A 23590-nucleotide genomic window follows, 5' to 3' on the forward strand; every position below is an offset into this window, starting at 1 on the left:
CTCACAGCGGGATGTTGTCGTGCTTCTTCCAGGGGTTCTGCATGTCCTTGTTGCGCAGCATCCGGAGAGCGCGCGCGATGCGGCGGCGGGTCGAGTGCGGCATGATCACCTCATCGACATAGCCGCGCTCGGCGGCGACGAAGGGCGACAGGAAGCGATCCTCATAAGCCTTTGTATGGGCCGCGATCTTTTCCGCGTCGCCGATATCCTTGCGATAGATGATCTCGACCGCACCCCGGGCGCCCATCACGGCGATCTGCGCCGTCGGCCAGGCGTAATTCATGTCGCCGCGCAGATGTTTTGACGCCATCACGTCATAGGCGCCGCCATAGGCTTTTCTGGTGATGACAGTGATCTTCGGCACGGTGGCCTCCGCATAGGCGAACAGGAGTTTCGCGCCGTGCTTGATCAAGCCGCCATATTCCTGCGCCGTGCCGGGCAGGAAGCCGGGGACATCGACAAAGGTGACGATCGGGATCGAAAAGCAGTCGCAGAAGCGCACGAAACGCGCCGCCTTACGGCTGGCGTCCGAGTCGAGCACGCCGGCCAGCACCATCGGCTGGTTGGCGACGAAGCCGACCGTGCGGCCCTCGACCCGCCCGAACCCGGTGACGATGTTCTTGGCGAAATTCTGCTGGATCTCGAAGAAGTCGCCCTCGTCGGCGACCTTCAAGATCAACTCCTTGATGTCGTAGGGCTTGTTTGCATTGTCGGGAATCAGCCGGTCGAGCGACAAATCGTGGTCGGTGACCGACTGGTAGCATTCGATCTCGGGGAGTTCCGATGTGTTGGAGGCGGGCAGCAGGTCGACCAGCCGGCGCATCTGCAAGAGCGCCTCGACGTCATTGTCATAGGCGCCGTCGGCGATCGAGGATTTCGTCGTGTGGACGGAGGCGCCGCCGAGGCTCTCGGCCGTCACCGTCTCATTGGTGACGGTCTTCACCACATCCGGTCCGGTGACGAACATGTAGGAGGTGTCGCGCACCATGAAGATGAAGTCTGTCATGGCAGGCGAATAGACGTCGCCGCCGGCGCAAGGACCCATGATCAGCGAGATCTGCGGAATGACACCGGAGGCGAGCACATTGCGCTGAAAGATCTCGGCATAGCCGCCAAGTGCCGCCACGCCTTCCTGGATGCGCGCGCCGCCGGCATCGTAAAGGCCGATGATCGGCGCACGGTTGCGCAGCGCCATCTCCTGGACCTTGATGACCTTCTCGGCGTGCGCCTCCGACAGCGAACCGCCGAACACGGTAAAATCCTTGGCGAAGAGGTAGATCGGGCGGCCATTGACGGTGCCCCAGCCGGTGACGACGCCGTCGCCGGCGATCTTGGTCTTCTCCATGCCGAAGTCGGTCGAGCGGTGCTCGACATACATGTCGAACTCCTCGAACGAGCCCTCGTCGAGAAACACCTCGATGCGTTCACGCGCGGTCAGCTTGCCCTTCTTGTGCTGCGCATCGATGCGGGCCTGGCCGCCACCCATGCGGGCGATGTCGCGGCGGCGCTCGAGTTCCTTGAGGACGTCTTTCATGGCCGATCTCCCGAGCAGGCTTACATTTTGTGGTAATGGCAGCCGCGGGAGAGCGCAAGCGTAACGCGGACGAGATCCGTCCAACGCACGAGCATCTTGGCAGGCTTCGCCGGGCGTGGCGGGGATACGGGTAGAAGCTTGGCTGTTACCCAGGCAACTTTTGGCGCGTTAGCCGGCTATCCCGGGCTCCGCAGGTACAGCCTCAGCCGTCAACCTGAGCCCGAGCGCCTTCATGACGCCAAGCAGGGTTGATAATTTGGGATCGCCCTTCTCGCTCAACGCTTTGTATAGCGCCTCACGCGTGACGCCAGCATCCTTGGCGATCGATGTCATGCCTCGCGCCCTGGCAACGTTGCCGAGCGCATGAGTGATGATGGCAGGGTCGCCGTCTTCGAATGCCGCTTCGATATAGGCAAAGATCGCCTCCTCGCCATCAAGGAATTCGGAAGCGTCCCATTTGGTGGTTTCGATGGTCACTTGACCTCCTTCGCCATGGTGATGGCTTTCTTGATGTCGGCTTTCTGCGATGACTTGTCGCCGCCGCAAAGCAGGATGATGATCGTGTTGCCCGCCTTGACGAAATAGACGCGGTAGCCCGGACCATAGTCGATCCGCAATTCGCCGATGCCGTCGAAAAACTTGGTGTCACCGAGATTGCCAAGCTCGACACGGTCAATCCGAACCTGAATGCGCGCCTTGGCCCGGATGTCCTTGAGGGACTTGAACCATTCGGAGAATTCAACGGTTTTGCGAACTTCAATCACGGTAATTTGTAATCCGCAGTTCACAGCTAGTCAAATGGAAAGTGAACTGTAGTTCACGAACTGTCCATCTGTCTCGCACTGTGTCAGTGCTTTGAACCCCTTAGCCAGCCGGCCGTGTTGACTGGACTGACCATGATGCAATCCAGTTCTCGGCCGCCGGTACCCTTGCCGACGGGCGTGGCAAACGACGAGCCTCCTTATCTCCGATGCCGGGTTTTGCTGCGCTGCAGCATAACGCCCCTTGCATTTGGCCGCGAACTGGGCCATATGCGGCGACATAGGCGCTTGGGCCGGGAACAATCCGGCCTTCTCGACAAATGAGACTGGTTGCGTCTGTTTTCCCTCTTTCCGGTATATCGGCCCCTCTTTCCGGTACATCACAAAGTGGCGAAAAAGCCCCGTGGCATGATGCCTGCGGGCACGACAGCGCAGCCGAGTGGACGAAACCGTCCGCCCGCCTTGTCGTTCCATGACAATTTATCCGACGGCAGGTTGCGCCCTGCCGCCATTGATGTTTGCGGCCAGGAGCCGCGTGAAAGAAGAATATTTTGACCAACGAAAACACTTTGCCCGGTACGGAAACTGGGGAACTCTCCGGTTTCGCAGCACTGGGAATTACGGGCGCGCTGCTCAAGGCGACCCATGCGGCCGGCTTTACCGAGCCGAAGCCTATCCAGGCGCAGGCGATCCCGCCGCAGATGGAAGGCCGTGACATTTTCGGCATCGCCCAGACCGGCTCGGGCAAGACCGCGGCCTTCGCGCTGCCGATCCTGTCGAAGATTATAGCGCTCGGCACCAAGCGCCGGCCGAAGACGGCGCGTGCGCTGATTCTCGCGCCGACGCGCGAACTCGCCGTGCAGATCGAGGACACCATCAAGATCCTCGCCAAGGGCGCGCATGTTTCGACCGCGCTCGTGCTGGGCGGCGTCTCCCGCTTCAGCCAGGTGAAGAAGGTTGCGCCCGGCGTCGACATCCTGATCGCAACACCCGGTCGCTTGACCGATCTGGTGCGAGAAGGCGACCTCATGCTTGCCGACACCAAATGGCTGGTGCTGGACGAGGGCGACCGCATGCTCGACATGGGTTTCATCAATGACGTCAAGCGCATCGCCAAGGCGACCGCGCCCGACCGTCAGACGGTGCTGTTCTCCGCGACCATGCCCAATGAAATCGCTGAACTGGCGAAAGGCCTGCTGAAGAACCCGATCCGCGTTGAAGTCGCGCCGCAAAGCACGGCGGCGGCCGAGATCGTTCAAGGCGTCGTCTTTGCCCGCACCAAGCAGAAGCGCCAGGTGCTGTCGACGATGCTCGCCGACGAAGCGATGAAATCCGTCATCATCTTTTCGCGCACCAAGCACGGCGCCGACAGGGTGACCAAGGACCTCGAGCGCGACGGCTTCAAGGCCGCCGTCATCCACGGCAACAAATCGCAGAATGCTCGCCAGAAGGCGCTCAACGATTTCCGCGAGGGTTCGGTCCGCATCCTGGTGGCGACCGACATCGCGGCGCGCGGCATCGACGTGCCCGGCATCAGCCATGTCGTGAATTTCGACCTGCCGGACGAAGCCGAAAGCTATGTCCACCGCATCGGCCGCACCGGCCGCAACGGCATGGACGGCATCGCCATCACGCTTTGCGATCCTTCGGAAAACAGCAAGCTGCGCCAGGTCGAGCGCATCATCCGCACCAAGCTGCCGATCGTTGCCGACCATCTTGGCAGCCCTGATCCGTTGCGCAATCCGGCTGAAAAGAACGAGCGCTTCGAGCCCGCCAATGACCGCAACGACCGCAATGGTCGGCGCGACGGCAGGCGGCCCGGTGGCGAGAACAAGGGCAACGGATTTGGCAAGAAGCGCTTCGGCGACAAGCCGGCCTTTGCTGGCGAGCGCAAGCCGGAAGGCGCCAAGCCCTTCAAGGGCAACAACAAGCGCCGCTTCGGCGGCAAGCGTCCGGCGGCGCGGGCTGCGTAAGCCACGCCGTGTTGCATCAGCCAGGCCTTGAGGCTTGGCCGATGGCCACTGAATGACCAGAAAAGGGCGCCCGCGGCGATGCTGCGGTCGCCCTTTTCGTCAGGAGGCTTACTTGGCCACCGCCTCGATCCAGACAGCGATCCGCTGCGCCAGAAAGGCCGTGGTCGATGGCGACAATGCATCGCCGGCAATGACGTGGTTGTCGGGATCGCCGGTGTTTTCGACCGGAACCAGTTCATGCGGCGCACCCCAGCGCGAGGCGATTTCGCGCGTGCGGTCCTCGCGCACCACCTTGTCGGAGTCGGAGAAGATGAAGAGAGCCGGTATGGTCGCCTTTTCCACCGGCGCGGCGTAGGCGAGCTCGGTCAGCGCCGCCATCGGCAGTGTCGCGGCCATCGGGTATTTGTGCGTCCAGAATTTCTCGTGCAGCGCGTTGCGCGGCACGAAACTGTGCTCCTTTCCGGCGACGAGTTCGGCGATCTGTTTGCCCCATGGCATGGTCAGGAGTTCGGCGCCGGAAGCCCTGACACCGAAATTCGGCGAGATGAACGCAATCGCCGCCACCCCGTCCGACGCGCCCGGCTGTGTTGCCGCCCATACCGCCAGCGAGCCGCCGGTCGAGGTCGAGATGACGATCACCTTGTCGCCGATCGCGCGGCCGATGGCGAGCGCCTCCTCATAGTCGTTGATCCAGGCATTGACGCTGCCTTGCGTCATCGCCGCACCGTCCTGCCCGTGTCCGGTAAGGCGGGTGTAGAAGAGGTTGGCGTCGAGCTGGTCGGCCACCTCGTCGGCCAGCGGGCGAATCTCGCCCTTCGATGCCGAAAAGCCATGGATATAGACGATCGACAGCCGCGTCCTGGCATGCACCATCGGATCGGCCCAGACGATCTCCTTCTCCAGCCCGTCGCGGATTCCAGGCACGGCGGCTTCTGTCTTCGCCACATAAGCCTGCGGATCATCGCCGATGACCGAGGGATCGAAGCGGATCGTGGTGTCGACTTGAACGCGCGGGCCGAGCATCAAGGCCAATGCAAGGATGGCGACAAGGCCCAGCACAGCAAGCACGATCCGTCGCCCCATCGCAGACTCCACGCAACAATTTCTCAACCTATGGCGGCGGCCACGAACAGACAACGACCGGTCCGGAGAAGGGGCCCGCCAATCTCGATGACGTTCTATTCGCTTTGTGGCTTGCGGTCGTAGTGCAGCGGCCTCGCCTTCCAGCTGGTCATGAGGCTGATCACCCCTCTGCATAGCGGCCTGGGCAGCACGCTGAGCAGTTTCAGAGGCCAGCTCAGCCGGCGCGGGAAGGTGACTTCAAAGCCGCCGGACTTGATGCCCCGCGCCATGCGGCGCGTCGCGCGGCTGACCGGCATCAGTCCCGGCATCGGCAGCATGTTCTTCTCGGTCAGGGCGGTGTCGATGAAGCCTGGGTTGATCACCTGGATGCGCACATTCATTTTGTCGAAGTCATATTTCAGCGACTCGGCCAGGATGTTGATCGCCGCCTTGGTGCCGCCATAGGCGGCCGTGGTCGGCCAGCCGAAATAGGCAGTGACCGAGCCGACCAGCACGACGTGGCCGCGCGCCCGCACACGCATGCGCTCGATGGCGGGCACCAGGCCGTTGATGATGCCGAAATAGTTGACATCGAAGGACCGGCGAAAGTCGTTGACGACAAGATTTTCACCCGGCGTCGAAATGTAGTTCCCGGCATTGAAGACGGCGAGCACGATAGGCCCGAGTTCCTTCTCGATCGCGGCGACCGTTCGTGCCATGCGCGGCTCGTCGGTGACATCGCAGGGAAAGGCCGTGACGCTGCCCGGCATCTGCGCGGTCTCGACGATAAGCGTGTCGATCGCATCTTCGTCGAGCGCCGTCACCGCGACGGCATAGCCCTGGGACGCAAGATCCCTGGCCAGCGAACGGCCGATGCCGCTGCTTCCGCCCGTGATCCAGGCGACGCCGTGCTTCGGGTTGGCCCGATAGAGTGTCATGCTGCGCCCTGTCAACTTGTTCGTGTCTTGCTCTAGCGATGAAAAAATCGAATGAAAAGAGTGCTTTTCATCGCCATGCGGAAATGAACTGTGCGGCATGAAAGCGATATTGAGAAGCGTCGGCGCGATAACAGAGCTGCAAATGCGACTGGACCAGACAAATTCTTGCCTTGAAACCGAAGCTTCGGGTTTCTAGGGTTTCGACGCAGCTAGACAAGGAATCCTGAATGCCCCGTTCTGTGATCGACGCGATCGGCAACACGCCTCTGATCCGCCTCAACAAAGCTTCGGAAGAAACCGGCTGCGAGATCCTGGGCAAGGCCGAATTCATGAATCCGGGCCAGTCGGTCAAGGATCGCGCCGGTCTGTTCATCATCCGCGACGCCGAGCAGCGCGGGCTGTTGAAGCCCGGCGGTGTCATCGTCGAGGGAACGGCTGGCAATACCGGCATCGGGCTGACGCTGGTCGCCAAGGCGCTCGGCTACCGCACCGTCATCGTCATTCCCGACACGCAGAGCCAGGAAAAGAAGGACACCATCAAGCTGCTCGGCGCCGAGCTGATCGAAGTGCCGGCGGTGCCTTACAAGAACCCGAACAATTATGTGAAACTGTCGGGACGGCTGGCCGAACAGCTGGCGCGGACGGAGCCGAACGGCGCCATCTGGGCCAACCAATTCGACAATGTCGCCAACCGCGACGGCCATGTCCGCACCACGGCGCAGGAGATCTGGAACCAGACCGGCGGCAAGGTCGACGGTTTTGTCTCGGCCGTCGGTTCTGGTGGAACGCTGGCCGGTGTCGCCTTCGGATTGAAAGCCAGGAGCAAGGACGTCAAGATCGCGCTCGCTGATCCGCTGGGCGCCGCGCTCTACAGTTTCTACACCAGCGGCGAGCTGAAGTCCGAGGGCAGCTCGATCACGGAAGGCATCGGGCAGGGGCGTATCACCGCCAATCTCGAAGGGTTCACGCCGGATTTTTCCTTCCAGATCCCGGATGAGGATGCGCTGCCGATCGTCTTCGACCTGATCCAGGAAGAAGGCCTTTGCGTCGGCGGTTCGACCGGCATCAACATTGCGGGCGCGATCCGGCTGGCCAGGGAATTAGGCCCCGGCCACACCATCGTGACCATTCTTTGCGACTACGGCACGCGCTATCAGTCGAAGCTGTTCAACCCGGAATTCCTGCGTGAGAAGAACCTGCCGATACCCCGCTGGATGGAGCAGCGGAGCACGATTTCGGTGCCGTTCGAAAAGGTCGCGTGATGGCGCACAAGACGCAAACGCTGTTTCGCGACGACGCCTATCTGCGTACGGCGGAGGCGACGATCGTTGCCGTCAACGAGCGCGGCGGCATCATTCTCGACCGGACGATCTTCTACGCCACCTCGGGCGGCCAACCGGGCGACACCGGTTATTTTCAACGTGCTGACGGCAGCCGCATCGCCGTCGCTGCCACCATTGCGGGTGAGACCAAGGACGAGATCATCCATGTGCCGACGCTGGAGCAAGCGGTGCCTGAGGTCGGCGAGAAGGTGAGGCTGGCGATCGACTGGGAGCGGCGGCACCTTTTGATGCGCATGCACGCGGCCTGTCACCTGCTCACCGTTGTCTGCCCGTTCCCGATCACGGGTGCGGCGGTTTCCGAGGACGACAGCCGTGTCGATTTCGACATTCCGGATGCCAGCTTCACCAGGGAAGACGTGACGGCCAGACTGATGGATCTGGTGCGGGCCGATCACCCGATCTTCACCAGGCTGATCAGCGACGAGGAACTGGCCGCCAATCCCGGCCTGGTGAAGTCCAAGAACGTCCGGCCGCCGGTTGGGACGGGCAAGATCCGCCTGGTCTGCATCGGTGACAACGCTTCGGTCGATAGCCAGCCCTGCGGCGGCACCCATGTCAAAAGCACCGGTGAAGTCGGCGAAATCCATATCGGCAAGATCGAGAAGAAGGGCCGCGAGAACCGGCGCTTTCGCATCCGCTTCGGCCCGATGCCGGTGACCTGATGCATGTCGCCCAAAAGTGGCCCCGGTTTTGGGACAACGATATGCATAAAAACAAAGACTTTAAGCGCGTCGCCTGAATCCGCTTCAACGCGACGCGCTTCAATCAGACAATCGCCGCAAAAGGCGGTCAGGAGAAGAAGATGGCCGAGGACAGCCCTTTTACCGTCGACGCGGACTGGCTGCAGCAGCGCCTGGGCGAACCGGGCCTGACGATCATCGACGCGTCCTGGTATCTCCCGGCGCAAAAGCGCGATGGGCGCGGCGAATATCAGGCTGCCCACATTCCGGGAGCGCGGTTCCTGGACCAGGATGCAGTTTCGGACCCGGATTCGCCGTTGCCGCACACGCCGCCGTCAGCGCGGCATTTCGCGCAATATGTCGGTTCGATGGGCGTTTCTGCCGACGACACCATCGTCGTCTATGACGGTCCGGGTTTCTTTTCGGCGCCCCGAGCGTGGTGGATGTTTCGGGTGATGGGCGTCTTCCAGACCTATATTCTGGACGGCGGCTTCGACGGGTGGAAAGCGGCCGGCCGGCCGGTAACGGCCGAACCGACCAAGATCGCCCCAAGCGTGTTTCATGCGGATTTCGACGCCGGTCGCGTCGCCAGCCTCGCCGACATGCGCCGGATCGTCGACACCGGGGAAAGCCAGATCGCCGACGCCCGCGGACCTGGCCGCTTTACCGGCACGGAACCCGAACCGCGCGCCGGTATCCGCTCCGGCCATATGCCGGGCGCGCGCAATCTGCCCTATTCGGCGCTGTCGGAAAATGGCGAGCTGTTGTCGAAGGACCGCCTGCGCAAGGCGATCGAGGCGGCCGGCATCGATCTGTCGAAACCCGTCATCACCTCGTGTGGTTCCGGCATTACAGCCGCGGTGGTGACGCTGGCGCTGGAAACGCTTGGCCATACCGACAACAGGCTCTACGACGGCTCATGGACGGAATGGGGTGGGCTCTCCGACACGCCGGTCGTGACCGGCAAGGAATGAAGACGATGGAAAACGGCGCGCTGGAAGACATCGAAGTCACGGTGACGTTCCTTGAGATGCACGTGCCGCCGGCCTATTCGCCGCCTGTGCCCTACAACCGCCAGGTCGCGCTGCTGAAGACCAAGGACATTCCCCTGCATTTCTACCGCTATTTGATGGATCGGGTGGGTCGCAAATGGCACTGGGTCAATGTGCTGAGGCTGGATGATGAAGAGCTCTCGGCCGGCATCCACCGCGAGGACCGCGACATCAGGGTGCTCTACCTCGACGGCGCGCCGGCCGGCTTCTTCGATCTCAAGCCGCATCTGCCGGAAGAAGTCGAACTCGCCTATTTCGGCATGATGGAACATGCGACCGGGCAAGGCATCGGCCGCTGGTTCCTGGGCTCGGCGATTGCCGCGGCGTGGGCGTATGGGCCGAAGCGGGTGACGGTGCAGACCTGCACGCTCGACCATCCGGCGGCGCTGCCGCTCTACCAGAAGCTCGGTTTTTCACCGGTGGCGCAGAAGAAGGAAACTGTGCATCCGCTGCCTTTCGATGAGCGCTCGGCCAGCGTCATGCGGCCGTGACATCTGAAATCTGAACCTTTCGTTCATCGCCGCTTCAGGCTGGCTTTGGCATCTTGCCCGCACCACCAATGCGGCCGAGGCCGAAGGAGACAAAAAGATGCTGACCCGTCGTACACTTGCCGCCGCGCTCATTGCAGCCATTGCCATGCCGAGCCTTGCCGCTGCCCAGGCGACTACGCCTTCGGCAGCAGCGATCGAGCGGAAGCTCGAGGCAGCACCGCGGGTGAAGCTGCGGCCGAACGAGCGCGTCACCATCCGTGAATTCAAGCGCCGGCCCGATCTGCGCCGCATGGCCCGCTCGATCGACATCCAGTCGATCAATTTCGCTTTCGGCTCGGCGGCCATTTCCAACTCGCAATACGACAAGATCGAGAACATTGCGGATGCGCTGCAGCGTATCCTGCGCCGCGATCCCGGTGCCCGCGTGCTGATCGAGGGGCATACCGACGCCGTTGGCTCCTTCCAGTCGAACCAGGTCCTGTCCGAACAGCGCGCCGCTTCGCTGAAGCGCACACTGGTGCGCGAATTCGGTGTGCCCAGCCATGCACTGGAGACTGTTGGCTACGGCGAAGAGTTTTTGCTCGTGCAGACGCAGAACGAAAACTGGCAAAATCGCCGGGTGACGTTGCGTCGTTTCGACGATTTCATCCGTTGATTCGCGAGCGTCGATACATTTACTTAGCCGGCTTATCGTCGGATTGAGAAGATCGCTGACCCGGACGGAGTTGGTCCGTTCGGGTCAGCGATACTTGGCAGGAATCGGGTGGGAAGCGTGGACTTGAGGGCATAATTTCCGGTCGACAACACCGGAGATTTTACCATGACCATTCAGTTCAAAGCTCTACCGACCCAAGATGTCAGGGCCCTGCAGTTTGGCGGTCCCGATGCGTACGGCCACACGCCCGAACGCAAGATTTCCGACGGTGACGGCATGCCTTGCCGGCACTGTCTGAAGAACATCGTCGCTGGCGACGCCTACCTCGTTCTGGCCTATCGGCCGTTCCCGGACCTTCAGCCCTATGCCGAAACCGGGCCGATCTTCCTGCATGCCGAGGAATGCGAACGCGCCGCCGAGACCGAGGCGCTACCGGAAGTTCTCGAAAGCCCCGACTATATCGTGCGCGGCTATGGCAGGGATAATCGCATCATCTACGGCAGCGGCGGCGTCATCCCGACAGCCGAGATCGCGGCACGGGCCGAGACCTTGTTCGACCGCGACGATATCGCCTACGTCCATGTCCGCTCGGCGCGCAACAATTGCTACCAGTGCCGCATCGAGCGCGCTTGAGGCGTTGATGCATGTCGCCCAAAAGTGGCCCGGTTTGGGAGAACGACATGCATAAAACAAAGATCGCAGGGCGGAGAGGGTTGTCGTACTCCCGTCGCATACCGGCGATAGAAAGCGAATGTCGATCGATTTGCCGACCGCGGATGAACCGGCGGGAAATCTCGATATCGAGGAAGCGGGGCTTTGGCTCCGCTTTTTTGTTGCCCGCCGCCAGGTCAAGAAAAAAACCCGCCGGAATGAACCGGCGGGCTGACGGAGGAAATATTGAAGCAGAATCAGGCCGCGAGAACGGCTTTCGGCTCGACCAGCTCGTAGCCGAGCGCCTCGGCGACCGCGCGGTTGGTGATCTTGCCCTTGTGGACATTGAGGCCATTGCGCAGATGGTGGTCGTCGACCAGAGCCTTCAGGCCCTTGTCGGCGAGCTGCAGGCCATAGTGAAGCGTCGCGTTGTTGAGCGCGTGGGCCGACGTCACCGGCACCGCGCCGGGCATGTTGGCGACGCAGTAATGGATGACGCCGTCGACCTCGTAGGTCGGGTCGGCATGGGTGGTGGCGTGCGAGGTCTCGAAGCATCCGCCCTGGTCGATGGCGACGTCGACCAGCACGGAACCCTTCTTCATGCCCGAGAGCATTTCACGCGAAACCAGCTTGGGGGCCGCAGCGCCAGGAATCAGCACCGCGCCGACGACGATATCGGCCGAAAAGCACTCTTCCTCGAGCGCCTCGACGGTGGAGTAACGGGTGTGGACGCGGCCGGCAAAGAGGTCGTCGAGCTGGCGCAGGCGCGGAATCGAGCGGTCGATGATGGTGACGTCGGCGCCAAGCCCCGCCGCCATCCTGGCGGCGTGCAGGCCGACGACGCCGCCGCCGAGCACGGTGACCTTGCCGGGCAACACGCCGGGCACGCCGCCCAGCAGCACGCCGCGGCCGCCATTGGCCTTCTGCAGCGCCGTCGCGCCGGCCTGGATCGACAGGCGACCGGCAACTTCCGACATCGGCGCCAGCAACGGCAGGCCGCCACGGTCGTCGGTTACGGTTTCGTAGGCAATTGCGGTCACGCCGGAAGCGAGCAGGCCCTTGGTCTGCTCTGGATCCGGAGCCAGGTGAAGATAGGTGTACAGGATCTGGCCTTCGCGAAGCTGGGCCCATTCATTGGGCTGCGGCTCCTTGACCTTGACGATCATGTCCGACTTGACGAACACATCGGCAGCCGTCTTGGCGATCGTGGCGCCTGCGGCGCGGTAGGCGTTGTCATCGGCGCCGATGCCGGCACCGGCGCCGGTCTCGACCAGCACTTCATGGCCATGGGCGACATATTCGCGGACCGAGCCGGGCGTGAGGCCGACGCGATACTCGTGGTTCTTGATTTCCTTGGGGCAGCCGACGCGCATTTTCTTCTCCTGATCAGGCCCTTTTGGGCTCGTTCCCTGTATGGATGGAGTGAACCACGAATCGCTGCGCAGGTGTTTGCGAATGCGCTTGCGCGAACAGCCCGATTTCGATAATCGTTGCGTAAAATAGCAACATATTCGCAGGATTCACGAAAAATGCCGCTCGACAGGATTGATATCGCCATTCTCGAGACTTTGCAGAAGGATGGCAGGATACCCAATGCAGCACTTGCCGAGAAGGTTGGCCTGTCGCAGTCGGCCTGTTCGCGCCGGCTCGACAATCTGGAGAAGTCCGGAACCATCCGCGGTTACCACGCCCGGCTTTCCAATGCAGCGCTTGGCCACCAGATGACGGCGATCGTGCATATATCGCTGTCAGGGCAATTCGAGAAGACGCTGTCGGATTTCGAGGCGGCGATCAAGCGTTGCCCGAATGTGCTGTCCTGCCATCTGATGTCGGGCGAATACGACTATATCCTGCGCATCGCGGCCAAGGACCTCGTCGACTATGAGCGCATCCACAAGGAGTGGCTGTCGGCAATGCCGCATGTGACCAAGATCAACTCGTCATTCGCCTTGCGTGAGATCGTCGACCGCACGGCCATGGGAATGAAGCCGGAAATGGCCTAGGCTGTGTTGATATCGGGCGATGCCGGCCTGACCTGAATCTCGACACGGCCTAGCTTGCCTCGGTAACAACCCGATCCATCGGGATATCGTGCGGCTGCGGATAGATGGTCGCTATACGCTGCAGCTCGTAGCCGACGCCGATGACCAGTGGCTTGAAAGGCATCGCGGCGAGCGTGCGGTCGAAGAAGCCGCCGCCATAGCCCAGACGGTAGTTTGCGGGATCGATACCGACGATCGGCGAGATGACGATGTCCGGCAGCACCGGATCGCCCTCGGCCGGGATCGGGATGTTCCAGACACCTTTTTCCAGCCGGTCGCCCTGCGCGTAAGCGCGAAAGATCAGCGGCTGCCCTTTCTCGACAACGATGGGCAGGGCGGTGCGGCCGCCGCGTGCGTTGATGGACGCCATCCATGGCCGCAGGTCCGGTTCGCCGCGAAACGGCCAGTAAAGACTGACCATGCGGCCGGCGATCTCGCCGACGATCGCATCGAGACCTTCCGCGATGCGCTGCGACATCACCGTGCGCGCGTCGGCCGAAACGGCAAGGCGCGCGGCGATCAGGCGCTCGCGCTCGGCCTTGCGCCAGCGCCGGACGTCGGTCCAGTTGGTTGGTGGTGTCTGAAACGCGGGATCGAGTTCATGCATGAAGCAGGGAGGAGAGGCATATTGCGCCGGCCCCTGGTTGTCATGATTGTCAGCCATGCTTTACCTCATCGCGTATTTGATCACGCTATACCTCGTGACACGATACGACATGTGCATTCACGACATGGAACGACGAGTCTCAGGCACCAGCCTTCCGTTGCTGCAATGCACAAAAGTACCTACATCTAGGCTAGGCAATCTTGCCGATCTGGGGTGAATGAGATGAACCAGGCCAGCCATCATGTCGTCGTTGTCGGCGCGGGTTTCGGCGGTCTCGAATTCACGCGCGCGCTTGCCGGCCTACCGGTGCGCATAACCATGATCGACAAGCGCAACCATCACCTCTTCCAGCCGCTGCTCTACCAGGTGGCGACCACGGCGCTGGCGACGTCCGAGATTGCCTGGCCGGTCCGCCACCTCCTGCGCAAGCGCAAGGATGTGACGACACTGCTCGCCAACGTCGTCGGCGTCGATCGCACCGGCAAGCGCGTGCTGCTCGATGATGGCAGTGCGGTCGCCTACGACACGCTGCTGCTCGCCACCGGTGCCCGCCACGCCTATTTCGGCCATGACGAATGGGAGCCTTTCGCGCCCGGCCTGAAGACGCTGGAGGATGCCACCACGGTTCGGCGGCGCATTCTGCTGGCCTTCGAGCAGGCCGAGCGGGAGACCGACCCCGCCAAACGTCAGGCGTTGCTGACCATTGCGATCGTCGGTGGCGGGCCGACTGGCGTCGAACTGGCCGGCACCATCATCGAGCTGGCGCATGACACGTTGCGCGGTGAATTCCGCAACATCGATACACGGCAAACGCGCGTGGTGCTGATCGAGGCCGGCGAGCGCATCCTGGCCAATTTTGCGCCCAAACTTTCCGACTATGCCGAAAAGGCGCTCGAGCGGCTCGGCGTGACGATCGAACTCGGCCGCGCCGTTACGCGGTGCGACGCCGAGGGCGTCGTCTTCGGCGACAAGCATCTGGCGGCAAAGACAATCCTTTGGGCGGCGGGCGTCGCCGCCTCGCCAGCCGCCGAATGGCTCGGCGTGGCAGCGGACCGGGCGGGCAGGGTGCTCGTCGAGCCCGACTTGACCGTACCGGGCAGTCCTGAGATCTTTGTCATTGGCGATGCCGCGCATGTCTTGCGGCCGGACGGGCGGCCCGTTCCCGGCGTGGCGCCTGCCGCCAAGCAGCAGGGCAAGCATGTTGCCGCCACGCTCAGGGCAAGGCTTGCCGGCGACTCCAGCCCACGGCCATTTCGCTACCGGCATGACGGCGATCTCGCGACGATCGGCAAGCGGGCGGCCGTGATCGATTTCGGCTGGCTCAAGCTCACCGGCTGGGCGGCCTGGTGGCTATGGGGCGTCGCCCACATCTATTTCCTGATCGGCTTTCGCAACCGGCTTGCGGTTTCGCTGAGCTGGCTATGGATCTACGCGACGGGTCAGCGCAGCGCGCGGCTGATCACGCAAGGCGACGACGACAAAAACTGATTTCTTCACCCGGGCCGTTCATCCGCACGTCATCTGTTCCTGATCGACTGGCGGCTTGATGTGCGCGACTTATTGAATGGACTCAGGCGGGTTTCAGCGCGAAGTTCGCTTCGGGGCAGGGCCTGTCAATTTGTCGAAGAAGGAGGGAACATGTCCCATCTGCTCCATGCCGTCTCCCGCCGCGATCTCCTTGGCGGCGTTGCCGCCGCAGGGGCGCTGATCATGCTGCATCCGTTCTCCGCCCGTGCCCAGGCCAATCAAGCGCATCTGCGGATCATGGAAACCACCGACATCCATGTGAACGTGTTGCCTTACGATTACTACGCCGACAAAGCGAATGACACGATGGGCCTGTCGCGCACGGCTTCCCTGATCGACGCGGTGCGCAAGGAAGCCGTCAATTCGATGCTGATCGACAATGGCGACCTGCTGCAGGGCAACCCGATGGGCGACTACATCGCCTATGAAAAGGGCATGAAGGATGGCGATCTGCATCCGATCATGAAAGCCATGAACCTGCTCGGCTACGAGTGCTCGACGCTGGGCAACCACGAGTTCAATTACGGCCTGTCATTCATGGACAAGGTGCTGGCCGGCGCCAATTTTCCCTTCGTCTGCGCCAATCTGATCCGTGGCACCGAACTTGCCGCGAACCCGCGCGACGACAAGCTCTATCTCAAGCCCTATGTCATCCTCGACAAGAAGATCAAGGACGGTTCAGGCGCCGAGCAGCCGGTCAGGATTGGCATCATCGGTTTCGTGCCGCCGCAGATCATGGTCTGGGATCTCAAGAATCTCGAAGGCAGCGTCAAAACGCGCGACATTGTCGAGGCGGCCAGGGCCTGGGTTCCGCAGATGAAGGAGGAAGGAGCCGACGTCGTTATCGCGCTCTCGCATTCCGGCATCGACGTGAAGCAGGGCGAGATGATGGAGAACGCATCCTTCTTCGTCGCCGGTGTCGACGGCATCGATGCGGTGTTCACCGGCCACCAACATCTGGTGTTCCCCGGCAAGAAGGATTTCCAGGCGCTGGACGGCGTCGACACGCAAAAAGGCACGCTGCAGGGCAAACCCGCCGTTATGGGCGGCTTCTGGGGCTCGCATATGGGGCTGATCGACCTGATGCTGGAGCGCGACGGGTCGAAATGGAAGGTCGTTTCCGCCACCTCCGAGGCACGGCCGATCTTCGAACGCGTCGACAACAAGAATAAGCCGACGGTCCCTGATGACAAGCGCATCATTGCGGCACTCGAGCAGGATCATCAGGCAACTCTGGCCTATGTGCGCCGTCCCGTCGGCAAGACCTCGACGCCGCTCTATTCCTATTTCGCGCTGGTCGCCGACGACCCGTCGGTGCAGGTCGTCAGCCAGGCACAGACCTGGTATCTCAGGGATATTCTCAAGAACACGCAATGGAAGGATGTGCCGCTGCTGTCGGCTGCCGCACCCTTCAAGGCCGGCGGCCGCAACGGCGCCGACTATTATACCGACGTGCCGGCGGGCGACATCGCCATCAAGAACGTTGCCGACCTCTATCTCTACCCCAACACCGTGCGGGCCGTCGAAATCACCGGCGCCGAGGTTAAGGAATGGCTGGAAATGTCGGCCGGCATCTTTAACCGGATCGAGCCCGGCAAGGCCGATCAGGCCCTCATCAACACTGACTTCCCATCCTACAATTTCGACGTCATCGACGGTGTCACCTACAAGATAGACCTGTCGCAGCCGCCGAAATACGATGCCAAGGGCGGGCTGGCGAATGCCGCCGCCAACCGCATCGTCGACCTGATGTTCGATGGCAAACCAGTTGATCCCAAACAGAAATTCGTCGTTGCCACGAACAATTACCGTGCCGGCGGCGGTGGCAATTTCCCTGATATCAACGCGTCGAAGATCATCTACGAGGCGCCGGACACCAACCGCGACGTCATCGTCCGCTACATCGTCAGCCAGGGCACGATCAACCCGTCGGCGGACGGCAACTGGTCGTTCGCGCCGCTGCCCGGCACCAGCGCCGTGTTCGAAACCGGCGCCAAGGCGAAGGATTTCATTGCCGCAGTGAAGTCGCTGAAGATCGAGCCGGCGGGTGAGGGCGAAGCTGGATTCGCGAAATACCGCATCCTACTCTGATTGCTGCCATGCGGACTCGAATCCGCGCCGTCACTGCGGCGTGGACTTACGCCTTGTAGATCACCTGGCGCACGTCGATGTAGCTGGCCCGGAAGCCCGCTTCGCAATAGTGAAGATAAAATTCCCAGAGCTTCTTGAAGCGGTCGTCGAAGCCGAGCGGAACGATCTTCTCCCACGACGCCCAGAACCGCTGGCGCCATTCGGCGAGCGTGCGGGCATAGTCGTCCGGAAACACGCGCTCGCGCAGATGGGCAAGGCCGTGATCCTTGCCGAGTGCCTTCAGGATCGACGGCGTCGGCAGCATGCCGCCCGGGAAAACGTAGCGCTGGATGAAATCCGGCCTTGCGCGATAGGTGGCGTAGGCGGCTTCGTTGATGGTGATGATCTGCAGGCCCGCGGTGCCGCCTGGCCTCAGGCAGGCCTTCATCTTGCCGAAGAACACCGGCCAATATTTCTCGCCGACCGCCTCGAACATCTCGATCGAAGCGATGCGGTCGTAGGTGCCGGTTTCGTCGCGATAATCCTGCAGCTTGATGTCGACCTTGTCGGCGAGCCCGGCCTTGGCGATGCGCGCCTTGGCGAAGTCGTGCTGCTCCTGGCTGATCGTCAGCCCGGTCACGCGGCAGCCGATCTCGCGCGCCGCGAATTCAGCGAAGCCGCCCCAGCCGCAGCCGATTTCCAGCACGTGGTCTTTCGGGCCGATCCCGGTATCCTTCGCCAGTGCGCGATATTTGGCGGCCTGGGCGCTTTCCAGGTCGTTGGCACCCGTCGCGTAGAGCGCCGAGGAATAGGTCATGCTTGGATCGAGCCATTCCTTGTAGAAAGCATTGCCAAGGTCGTAATGCGCCGAGATGTTGCGTTTCGAACCGGTACGCGTGTTCTCGTTGAACCAGTGGCGGATGCGCTGAACGGTGTTGATGAGCCAGCTGGCGCCGCCGGCAATGCGTTCGCCGGTCGCTGAATTGACCACGAACAGCTCCAGGAAGCTGGTCACGTCAGGGCTTTCCCAATCGCCGTCCATGTAGGATTCGGCAACGCCGATCGTACCGCCGGAAAAGGCGCGGCCGGGCAAACGCCAGTTCTTGAGCACCAGTTCGGCATCCGGGCCAGGCCCCTTGCCACCGACCAGCACGGCACGGCCGTCCGGCATCCTGACCTTGAGCGAACCGCGCGGCAGGTTCATCGCCGCCGACAGCACCATGCGCGCCTTCGCCGGCAAACCCTTGACGATCTCGGCGAAATTGAACTCGTCCAGCCGGACAGCGTCGCTCGACGCTATGCCATGATGTTCCTTGTGTACCATCTCACGCCCCTGGACTTCCGCGGTGTCGACGCAACGTGCCGAGCCCCGGTTCTCGCGGTTCATTCGCCAGGTTCGAACGCCGTTGCCTGATCCCGGTAGCTGACCGGTTCGGCGGCGGGCGGGCTCGAACGAAAGCGCGCACCCTTTAACCAGAGCTTCAGCGCTTCCCAGTGAATCCCTGCGACAATCTTCCACGTCATGAGGGGGAACTTCAAGAGGCAGGCTGCAAGCTGGGCTGTGCCAAGGGGCCGGCTCTCGCCGGCAAAGGTCGCCGACAGCAATGGCTCGTCCTTTTCCGTCTCATGAATGCGCAGGCGCACCACCTTTCCCGGTGGCAGGATGTGGAAGTGATAGCGCGTGCCCATGTCGATGAAGGGCGAGACATGAAAGATCTTGGTCCGCGTCTGGCGCACGCCGGCGGGACTGAGGTCGCCGGCCTCGATCGGGGCGACATAGCTGTGCCGTTCGCCGAACGTGTTGCGCACCGCATAGATCATGGCGATCAGCGTGCCAGCTCTGTCGTAGCAGAAATAGACCGAGATCGGATTGAAGACTTAACCCAGTATGCGCGGGTAGGCGAGCAGCAGGATGCGCGCCGCCGGTTCGCTCAATCCAGCACCGGCAAGCAGCCGGTCGGCAAAGCTGCGCAGGGTCTCGCCTTCGCGCTCGATATGGTCGCTTTCGTGGAACGAGGACAGACCGCGGCTGTTGACGCCGAGCAGCCAGGTCTGGCGGCCCATCTCGCTCAACCGGTCGATGTCGACCAGCAACGAGAATACCGAATAGACGAAGCGGTGGCCGAACGGCTTCAGCCGTGCATGCATGACCTCGCCGGGGTAGAGCACGCCAGCGGCCTGCGGCGGCGGTCCGTTTTCCGTCATGGTCGAGATGCGCTGCCTGGTCATTGCGGTCGCCTGCTATTCCGCCGCCATGGCGCGTTCGGGCAATTCCTGCGGTACGGCACGCCACGGCACCCTTGCACCAAGGGCGACCGCTGCTTCCAGCCCGGAACGCAGTCCGTCTTCGTGAAAACCATGGCCGGTCCATGCGCCGGCAAAATAGGTGCCGCGCACGCCCTGGATATCATCGAGGCGGGCTTGCGCCGAGAGCGAACGGGCATCGTATTGCGGATGGTCGAAAACCCACTCACCGAACACCAGGTCCTTTCGCGGTTCGATCACCGGATTGAGCGAAACGAAGAGTGGCTTGCTCTCATCGATACCCTGCAGTCGGTTCATCCAGTAGGTGACGGAGACCTCCGGCTCGTCGCGATCGCTGGAAGAGCGCAGATAGTTCCAGGCCGCCCATGCGGCCCGGCGCTTCAGCATCAATCTGGTTGTCACGATGCAGCACGACGCGGTTCGGACGATACGGAATGGCGGAGAGGATCGTTTCCTCGACGCTGGAGGCGTCGCCCAGCATGGCCAGCGCCTGTTCGCTATGGGCGGGCGATGATCACATTGTCGAAACGGTCGGGCGGCTGGTCTCCGGCCCACACCGTGATGCCAAACGCGTCGCGAACCATGGTCCTGACTGGTGTTGCCAGCCGCAAACGGGAACCGAGCGGCTCCAGCAGCTTCCGCAGGTAATTTCGCGAACCGCCGCTGACGGTACGCCATGTCGGGCGCTCGCCGTGGATCAGACGATGATTCTCGAAGAAGGAGATGAAGCTTGCGGCCGGATAGTCGAGCATCCTGGCCCGCGGCGTCGACCAGATCGCGGCTGCCATCGGCATCAAATAATTGTCACGGAACGCGGCTGAATATCCTTTTGTACTGAGATAGTTGCCGATGGTGGTGTGGCCGAGCGAGCCGTTGTCGCGGTCGACAACGCATTCCTTGTTGAAGCGCAGGATTTCGCGCAGCATCCACAGAAAGCCGGGTGAGAGAAGTTGCGCTTCTGGGCAAATATCGTGCGCAGCGTCGATCCGCACCATTCGAGCTTGCCGCCGTCGAGAGACAGCGAGAAGCCCATGTCGCCCTCATGGGTGGCGACGCCGAGGTGCGAGAACAGTGCCGAAAGATTGGGGTAGGCGAGTTGGTTGTAGACGATGAAGCCGGTGTCTACGGAGATCGCGGTACCGTCATAGTCGATGTCGACGGTCGCGGTGTGCCCGCCGGGGCGGGCAGACGCCTCGAACAACGTCACGTCGGCCGTTGGATGAAGCGCCCATGCCGCGGCGGCCCCCGAAATTCCCGATCCGATGACGGCTATTTTCTTTCCGCCGCCGTCCCGGCCGCGGTTGATAGGCACGATGTTCATCTGGTCCCCTTGCGTTGACTTTTCTGCAGGGCGCGCTGGCGCGCCGGGCCGTGGTCAATGAAAGGTACGGGGCAATCGACGCCGAGTTTCATCGCGGCAGCCGGTCTTTCGGACAACGCCGAGCCGATGAATGTATTTTGCCGGATTGCTGGTCGGGGTTGGCTGGCCCCGAGCGCCGAGGCATGCGACGATAATCGTCGGTCGACCGCCGCGGATCTGTCGTCTTGCAGCAGAGGCCAAACGCATTAAAAAACGCCTTTGGCTGCAGCCGCGCTTATGCGATAGTTTTAGCCATGCGTTACGTAATCGTCATTTCCGCCGTCGCCTTTTTCCTGATCTGGGACGGCCTCTATAATCATGGCCAGTATCTCGACACCGCGGTGAGGGGGATCACCCACGTCGTGCGATCCGTCACCGGCAACGCCTGACGTCCATCCGAACGACTGTTGCCGCGACATCCTTGTCGATTGACGCGGCTGTCCGGTCGTCCCAAAAGACCCCGGCACTTAGATCGAGGAGGCGGGGTTGATCCGGCATATCGTTTTCTTCAGCGCGCAACATAAAGAAGATGTCGAGGCCGTGCGCACTGGCCTGCTGGCGCTCGGCGACATTCCCCACTCCAGCCTTTTCGAGGTGACCCTCAACACCAAGGTGGACCCGCTGTCGGACGAGATCGATGTGGTCGTCTATGCCGAGTTCGCCGATGACGCGGCGTTGGCCGCCTACAAGGCGCACCCGCTCTATGCGCGGACCACCAGCAAGGTCAAACCGATGCGCGAACTGCGCTATTCCGCCGATGTCGTGGCCGGCAGCTGATCAAGTCTTGAACCGGTTTGCGGAATGATGCACATCGCGCCTGCATGACCCGAACAACAGCCGCCGGCACTCATCCGCTCGATCACCTGGTGCTGCCCACGCAGAGCCTCGATGTGGCGCGAGCCCGGCTCGCCGCGCTCGGCTTCGTCGTTGCCTCGACCGGCATTCATCCCTTCGGGACCGAAAATTGCTGTGTTTTCCTAGCCGACGGCACCTATCTCGAACCGCTTGCGGTCGGCAATGAACAGGCAGCGACGACGGCCATTGCCGAGGGCAATGTCTTCGTCGCGCGCGACCGCATCTATCGCGGCAACTGCGGCGATGAGGGATTTTCCGCTGTGGTTTTTGCCACCGGCAATGCGGACGCCGACCATGCGCGCTATGTCGAAGCCGGTCTGTCGGCGGGAGACGTGCTGAGCTTTTCACGCGCCTTCACCGACACGGCGGGCAAAAGCGACGTGGCATCGTTCAAGCTCGCCTTTGCTTCAGCGGCCAATGCGACAGACGCCTTCCTGTTTGCCTGCGAGCGGGTCAACGCGCCGAAAATGGACCGCACGGCTTTGCAGGCTCACGCCAACGGCGCCACGGGAATTGTCGAGATCGTGGCGGTCAGCGACAGCCCTGCCGAACAGCATCGATTGATTTCCGTAGCGATGGACGATCCGGCCGCTAGCGGGCAGGGCGGCGCGTTTCACTTGCCGAATGCGAGCCTGAGCGTGCTCGCCCCCGCGTCTTTTGTAGCGCGCTTTGGCATGCCGGCCGGTGCGCCGACAGGCCTTCGCTTCGCCGCGGTGGTCTTTGCGGTCCGCAGCGCCGATGTCACCTTGAGGCGGCTTGCAGCCAATTCCATCAAGCACGATATAGCGGGCAATGACATTGTCGTGCAGCCGGCACCCGGACAGGGCGCGGCTTTCATCTTCCGGGAGATCCAATGAGCAAGTCCCTGGCGCCCAATTCGTCGGTAACGGTCGGCAATGTCGTCTTCGACAACAACGCGGCTCTGTCGCTGATCGCCGGCCCTTGCCAGTTTGAATCGCGCCAGCATGCCTTCGACATGGCCGGCGCACTGAAGGAACTGACGGCCAAGCTCGGGATAGGCCTCGTCTACAAGACCAGCTACGACAAGGCCAACCGCACCTCGCTGTCGGCCACGCGCGGCGCCGGCATGGACGCGACACTTCCCGTCTTCGACGAACTGCGCAAGGAATTTTCGCTCCCGGTGCTGACCGATGTCCACACCGAGGAACAGTGCGCGATCGTCGCGCCGCATGTCGATGTCCTGCAGATTCCAGCTTTCCTGTCGCGCCAGACCGACATGCTGGTCGCCGCCGCCAGGACGGGCAAGGTGATCAACGTGAAGAAGGGGCAGTTTCTTGCTCCCTGGGACATGAAGAACGTCGTCGCCAAGATCACCGGTTCCGGAAACGCCAACGTGCTGACCACCGAGCGCGGCGCGTCGTTCGGCTACAACACGCTGGTGTCCGACATGCGTGCTTTGCCGATCATGGCGGAGATCGGTGCGCCGGTGATCTTCGACGCCACGCATTCGGTGCAGCAGCCGGGCGGGCAGGGCGGCTCTTCGGGTGGCGAGCGTCGCTTTGTCGAGACACTGGCCCGCGCGGCTGTGGCAGTCGGCGTTGCCGGCGTGTTCATAGAGACCCACCAGGATCCGGACAATTCGACCTCTTCCGACGGCCCGAACATGGTGCCGTTGAAGGATATGCCGGCTTTGCTCGAGAAGCTGATGGCGTTCGATCGCATCGCCAAGGGTCGCTAAGGCGTCCTGAGGATGCGATGCCCTT

General features: G+C 62.2%; 23 protein-coding genes and 2 pseudogenes. 15 read left to right on the top strand and 10 right to left on the bottom strand.

Annotated elements, in window-relative coordinates; genetic code table 11:
• Window position 1: 1 nt before the first annotated feature.
• The 3 genes from BPNPMPFG_RS03795 to BPNPMPFG_RS03805 form a co-directional block, all read right to left on the bottom strand.
• On the bottom strand, window positions 2-1534 hold the full coding sequence (locus BPNPMPFG_RS03795) for an acyl-CoA carboxylase subunit beta (protein WP_258593293.1): 1533 nt from the start codon (window positions 1532-1534) through the stop codon (window positions 2-4).
• A 168-nt stretch (window positions 1535-1702) separates the two neighbouring features.
• A complete protein-coding gene (locus BPNPMPFG_RS03800; RefSeq protein ID WP_258593294.1) occupies window positions 1703-2011 on the bottom strand; it encodes an addiction module antidote protein in 309 nt (102 codons plus the stop codon).
• Window positions 2008-2298: a type II toxin-antitoxin system RelE/ParE family toxin gene (locus BPNPMPFG_RS03805; protein WP_258593295.1), complete on the bottom strand. Its 291-nt coding sequence runs from the start codon at window positions 2296-2298 to the stop codon at window positions 2008-2010. The genes BPNPMPFG_RS03800 and BPNPMPFG_RS03805 overlap by 4 nt, the downstream gene beginning before the upstream one ends.
• Window positions 2299-2846: 548 nt before the next feature.
• Between BPNPMPFG_RS03805 and BPNPMPFG_RS03810 the strand changes: the two genes are divergently transcribed.
• The gene (locus BPNPMPFG_RS03810; protein WP_258593296.1) at window positions 2847-4268 is read left to right on the top strand and encodes a DEAD/DEAH box helicase; all 1422 of its coding nucleotides are present in this window, start codon (window positions 2847-2849) and stop codon (window positions 4266-4268) included.
• A gap of 108 nt (window positions 4269-4376) precedes the next feature.
• Here the strand turns inward: BPNPMPFG_RS03810 and BPNPMPFG_RS03815 are convergent, their stop codons facing one another.
• Together BPNPMPFG_RS03815 and BPNPMPFG_RS03820 are read right to left on the bottom strand one after the other, a co-directional pair.
• Entirely contained in the window at window positions 4377-5351 is a 975-nt protein-coding gene (locus BPNPMPFG_RS03815) for an alpha/beta hydrolase (RefSeq protein ID WP_258593297.1), read from the bottom strand.
• Window positions 5352-5446: 95 nt separating this feature from the next.
• Window positions 5447-6268: an SDR family oxidoreductase gene (locus tag BPNPMPFG_RS03820; protein ID WP_258593298.1), complete on the bottom strand. Its 822-nt coding sequence runs from the start codon at window positions 6266-6268 to the stop codon at window positions 5447-5449.
• A 227-nt stretch (window positions 6269-6495) separates the two neighbouring features.
• Here BPNPMPFG_RS03820 and BPNPMPFG_RS03825 point away from each other — a divergent pair, with 227 nt between their 5' ends.
• From BPNPMPFG_RS03825 to BPNPMPFG_RS03855, 7 genes are all read left to right on the top strand, one after another.
• Window positions 6496-7530, top strand: coding sequence for a cysteine synthase A (locus tag BPNPMPFG_RS03825; protein ID WP_258593299.1), 1035 nt, complete (start codon window positions 6496-6498; stop codon window positions 7528-7530).
• A complete protein-coding gene (locus BPNPMPFG_RS03830; protein ID WP_258593300.1) occupies window positions 7530-8273 on the top strand; it encodes an alanyl-tRNA editing protein in 744 nt (247 codons plus the stop codon). Before BPNPMPFG_RS03825 ends, BPNPMPFG_RS03830 begins: the two co-directional genes overlap by 1 nt.
• 140 nt (window positions 8274-8413) lie before the next feature.
• On the top strand, window positions 8414-9265 hold the full coding sequence (sseA, locus tag BPNPMPFG_RS03835; RefSeq protein WP_258593301.1) for a 3-mercaptopyruvate sulfurtransferase: 852 nt from the start codon (window positions 8414-8416) through the stop codon (window positions 9263-9265).
• A 5-nt stretch (window positions 9266-9270) separates the two neighbouring features.
• Complete coding sequence (locus tag BPNPMPFG_RS03840; RefSeq protein ID WP_258593302.1) at window positions 9271-9834, top strand: GNAT family N-acetyltransferase; 564 nt, start codon at window positions 9271-9273, stop codon at window positions 9832-9834.
• A 97-nt stretch (window positions 9835-9931) separates the two neighbouring features.
• Window positions 9932-10489 (top strand): OmpA family protein, encoded by a 558-nt coding sequence (locus BPNPMPFG_RS03845; protein ID WP_258593303.1) that lies wholly within the window; start codon window positions 9932-9934, stop codon window positions 10487-10489.
• Window positions 10490-10654: 165 nt separating this feature from the next.
• Window positions 10655-11122, top strand: a complete 468-nt coding sequence (locus BPNPMPFG_RS03850) for a DUF1203 domain-containing protein (RefSeq protein ID WP_258593304.1) — start codon at window positions 10655-10657, stop codon at window positions 11120-11122.
• 118 nt (window positions 11123-11240) lie between these two features.
• Window positions 11241-11375, top strand: a complete 135-nt coding sequence (locus BPNPMPFG_RS03855; protein ID WP_258593305.1) for a hypothetical protein — start codon at window positions 11241-11243, stop codon at window positions 11373-11375.
• Window positions 11376-11397: 22 nt separating this feature from the next.
• Here BPNPMPFG_RS03855 and ald read toward each other — a convergent pair whose 3' ends face one another.
• Window positions 11398-12513: an alanine dehydrogenase gene (gene ald / locus BPNPMPFG_RS03860; RefSeq protein ID WP_258593306.1), complete on the bottom strand. Its 1116-nt coding sequence runs from the start codon at window positions 12511-12513 to the stop codon at window positions 11398-11400.
• Between the two features lie 156 nt (window positions 12514-12669).
• On the opposite strand from ald, the gene BPNPMPFG_RS03865 reads away from it, so the two are divergent.
• Complete coding sequence (locus BPNPMPFG_RS03865) at window positions 12670-13143, top strand: Lrp/AsnC family transcriptional regulator (protein WP_010909317.1); 474 nt, start codon at window positions 12670-12672, stop codon at window positions 13141-13143.
• 49 nt (window positions 13144-13192) lie between these two features.
• Here the strand turns inward: BPNPMPFG_RS03865 and BPNPMPFG_RS03870 are convergent, their stop codons facing one another.
• On the bottom strand, window positions 13193-13846 hold the full coding sequence (locus tag BPNPMPFG_RS03870; RefSeq protein ID WP_258593307.1) for a 5-formyltetrahydrofolate cyclo-ligase: 654 nt from the start codon (window positions 13844-13846) through the stop codon (window positions 13193-13195).
• 165 nt (window positions 13847-14011) lie between these two features.
• Here BPNPMPFG_RS03870 and BPNPMPFG_RS03875 point away from each other — a divergent pair, with 165 nt between their 5' ends.
• Both BPNPMPFG_RS03875 and BPNPMPFG_RS03880 read left to right on the top strand, forming a co-directional pair.
• The gene (locus BPNPMPFG_RS03875) at window positions 14012-15277 is read left to right on the top strand and encodes an NAD(P)/FAD-dependent oxidoreductase (RefSeq protein ID WP_258593308.1); all 1266 of its coding nucleotides are present in this window, start codon (window positions 14012-14014) and stop codon (window positions 15275-15277) included.
• A gap of 150 nt (window positions 15278-15427) precedes the next feature.
• Window positions 15428-17407, top strand: a complete 1980-nt coding sequence (locus BPNPMPFG_RS03880) for a bifunctional 2',3'-cyclic-nucleotide 2'-phosphodiesterase/3'-nucleotidase (protein WP_258593309.1) — start codon at window positions 15428-15430, stop codon at window positions 17405-17407.
• A gap of 46 nt (window positions 17408-17453) precedes the next feature.
• Here the strand turns inward: BPNPMPFG_RS03880 and BPNPMPFG_RS03885 are convergent, their stop codons facing one another.
• The 3 genes and pseudogenes from BPNPMPFG_RS03885 to BPNPMPFG_RS03895 form a co-directional block, all read right to left on the bottom strand.
• Window positions 17454-18710, bottom strand: coding sequence for an SAM-dependent methyltransferase (locus tag BPNPMPFG_RS03885; RefSeq protein WP_258593310.1), 1257 nt, complete (start codon window positions 18708-18710; stop codon window positions 17454-17456).
• A 59-nt stretch (window positions 18711-18769) separates the two neighbouring features.
• A pseudogene (locus BPNPMPFG_RS03890) lies at window positions 18770-19615 on the bottom strand (DUF1365 domain-containing protein).
• Between the two features lie 12 nt (window positions 19616-19627).
• Window positions 19628-20972, bottom strand: a pseudogene (locus BPNPMPFG_RS03895) (NAD(P)/FAD-dependent oxidoreductase).
• Between the two features lie 293 nt (window positions 20973-21265).
• Between BPNPMPFG_RS03895 and BPNPMPFG_RS03900 the strand changes: the two are divergent.
• The 4 genes from BPNPMPFG_RS03900 (at window position 21266) to kdsA (ending at window position 23565) form a co-directional block, all read left to right on the top strand.
• Complete coding sequence (locus BPNPMPFG_RS03900) at window positions 21266-21400, top strand: hypothetical protein (protein WP_258593311.1); 135 nt, start codon at window positions 21266-21268, stop codon at window positions 21398-21400.
• A gap of 97 nt (window positions 21401-21497) precedes the next feature.
• Window positions 21498-21788, top strand: a complete 291-nt coding sequence (locus BPNPMPFG_RS03905; protein WP_258593312.1) for a Dabb family protein — start codon at window positions 21498-21500, stop codon at window positions 21786-21788.
• Window positions 21789-21832: 44 nt separating this feature from the next.
• Window positions 21833-22723, top strand: coding sequence for a VOC family protein (locus tag BPNPMPFG_RS03910; protein ID WP_258593313.1), 891 nt, complete (start codon window positions 21833-21835; stop codon window positions 22721-22723).
• Window positions 22720-23565, top strand: a complete 846-nt coding sequence (gene kdsA, locus BPNPMPFG_RS03915) for a 3-deoxy-8-phosphooctulonate synthase (RefSeq protein ID WP_258593314.1) — start codon at window positions 22720-22722, stop codon at window positions 23563-23565. Before BPNPMPFG_RS03910 ends, kdsA begins: the two co-directional genes overlap by 4 nt.
• The last annotated feature ends 25 nt before the right edge of the window (window positions 23566-23590 follow it).

Origin of the sequence: Mesorhizobium sp. AR07, from assembly GCF_024746815.1 — a bacterium.
GTDB lineage: Bacteria > Pseudomonadota > Alphaproteobacteria > Rhizobiales > Rhizobiaceae > Mesorhizobium.

What these genes read in the sequence shown, in the direction of transcription:
- BPNPMPFG_RS03865 (WP_010909317.1), top strand. Translation starts at nt 12,670, where the DNA reads ATGCCGCTCGACAGGATTGATATCGCCATTCTCGAGACTTTGCAGAAG.
- BPNPMPFG_RS03855 (WP_258593305.1), top strand. Translation starts at nt 11,241, where the DNA reads ATGTCGATCGATTTGCCGACCGCGGATGAACCGGCGGGAAATCTCGAT.
- kdsA (WP_258593314.1), top strand. Translation starts at nt 22,720, where the DNA reads ATGAGCAAGTCCCTGGCGCCCAATTCGTCGGTAACGGTCGGCAATGTC.
- sseA (WP_258593301.1), top strand. Translation starts at nt 8,414, where the DNA reads ATGGCCGAGGACAGCCCTTTTACCGTCGACGCGGACTGGCTGCAGCAG.
- BPNPMPFG_RS03900 (WP_258593311.1), top strand. Translation starts at nt 21,266, where the DNA reads ATGCGTTACGTAATCGTCATTTCCGCCGTCGCCTTTTTCCTGATCTGG.
- ald (WP_258593306.1), bottom strand. Translation starts at nt 12,513, where the DNA reads ATGCGCGTCGGCTGCCCCAAGGAAATCAAGAACCACGAGTATCGCGTC.
- BPNPMPFG_RS03850 (WP_258593304.1), top strand. Translation starts at nt 10,655, where the DNA reads ATGACCATTCAGTTCAAAGCTCTACCGACCCAAGATGTCAGGGCCCTG.
- BPNPMPFG_RS03830 (WP_258593300.1), top strand. Translation starts at nt 7,530, where the DNA reads ATGGCGCACAAGACGCAAACGCTGTTTCGCGACGACGCCTATCTGCGT.
- BPNPMPFG_RS03875 (WP_258593308.1), top strand. Translation starts at nt 14,012, where the DNA reads ATGAACCAGGCCAGCCATCATGTCGTCGTTGTCGGCGCGGGTTTCGGC.
- BPNPMPFG_RS03910 (WP_258593313.1), top strand. Translation starts at nt 21,833, where the DNA reads ATGACCCGAACAACAGCCGCCGGCACTCATCCGCTCGATCACCTGGTG.
- BPNPMPFG_RS03840 (WP_258593302.1), top strand. Translation starts at nt 9,271, where the DNA reads ATGGAAAACGGCGCGCTGGAAGACATCGAAGTCACGGTGACGTTCCTT.
- BPNPMPFG_RS03870 (WP_258593307.1), bottom strand. Translation starts at nt 13,846, where the DNA reads ATGGCTGACAATCATGACAACCAGGGGCCGGCGCAATATGCCTCTCCT.
- BPNPMPFG_RS03825 (WP_258593299.1), top strand. Translation starts at nt 6,496, where the DNA reads ATGCCCCGTTCTGTGATCGACGCGATCGGCAACACGCCTCTGATCCGC.
- BPNPMPFG_RS03820 (WP_258593298.1), bottom strand. Translation starts at nt 6,268, where the DNA reads ATGACACTCTATCGGGCCAACCCGAAGCACGGCGTCGCCTGGATCACG.
- BPNPMPFG_RS03845 (WP_258593303.1), top strand. Translation starts at nt 9,932, where the DNA reads ATGCTGACCCGTCGTACACTTGCCGCCGCGCTCATTGCAGCCATTGCC.
- BPNPMPFG_RS03880 (WP_258593309.1), top strand. Translation starts at nt 15,428, where the DNA reads ATGTCCCATCTGCTCCATGCCGTCTCCCGCCGCGATCTCCTTGGCGGC.
- BPNPMPFG_RS03795 (WP_258593293.1), bottom strand. Translation starts at nt 1,534, where the DNA reads ATGAAAGACGTCCTCAAGGAACTCGAGCGCCGCCGCGACATCGCCCGC.
- BPNPMPFG_RS03815 (WP_258593297.1), bottom strand. Translation starts at nt 5,351, where the DNA reads ATGGGGCGACGGATCGTGCTTGCTGTGCTGGGCCTTGTCGCCATCCTT.
- BPNPMPFG_RS03885 (WP_258593310.1), bottom strand. Translation starts at nt 18,710, where the DNA reads ATGGTACACAAGGAACATCATGGCATAGCGTCGAGCGACGCTGTCCGG.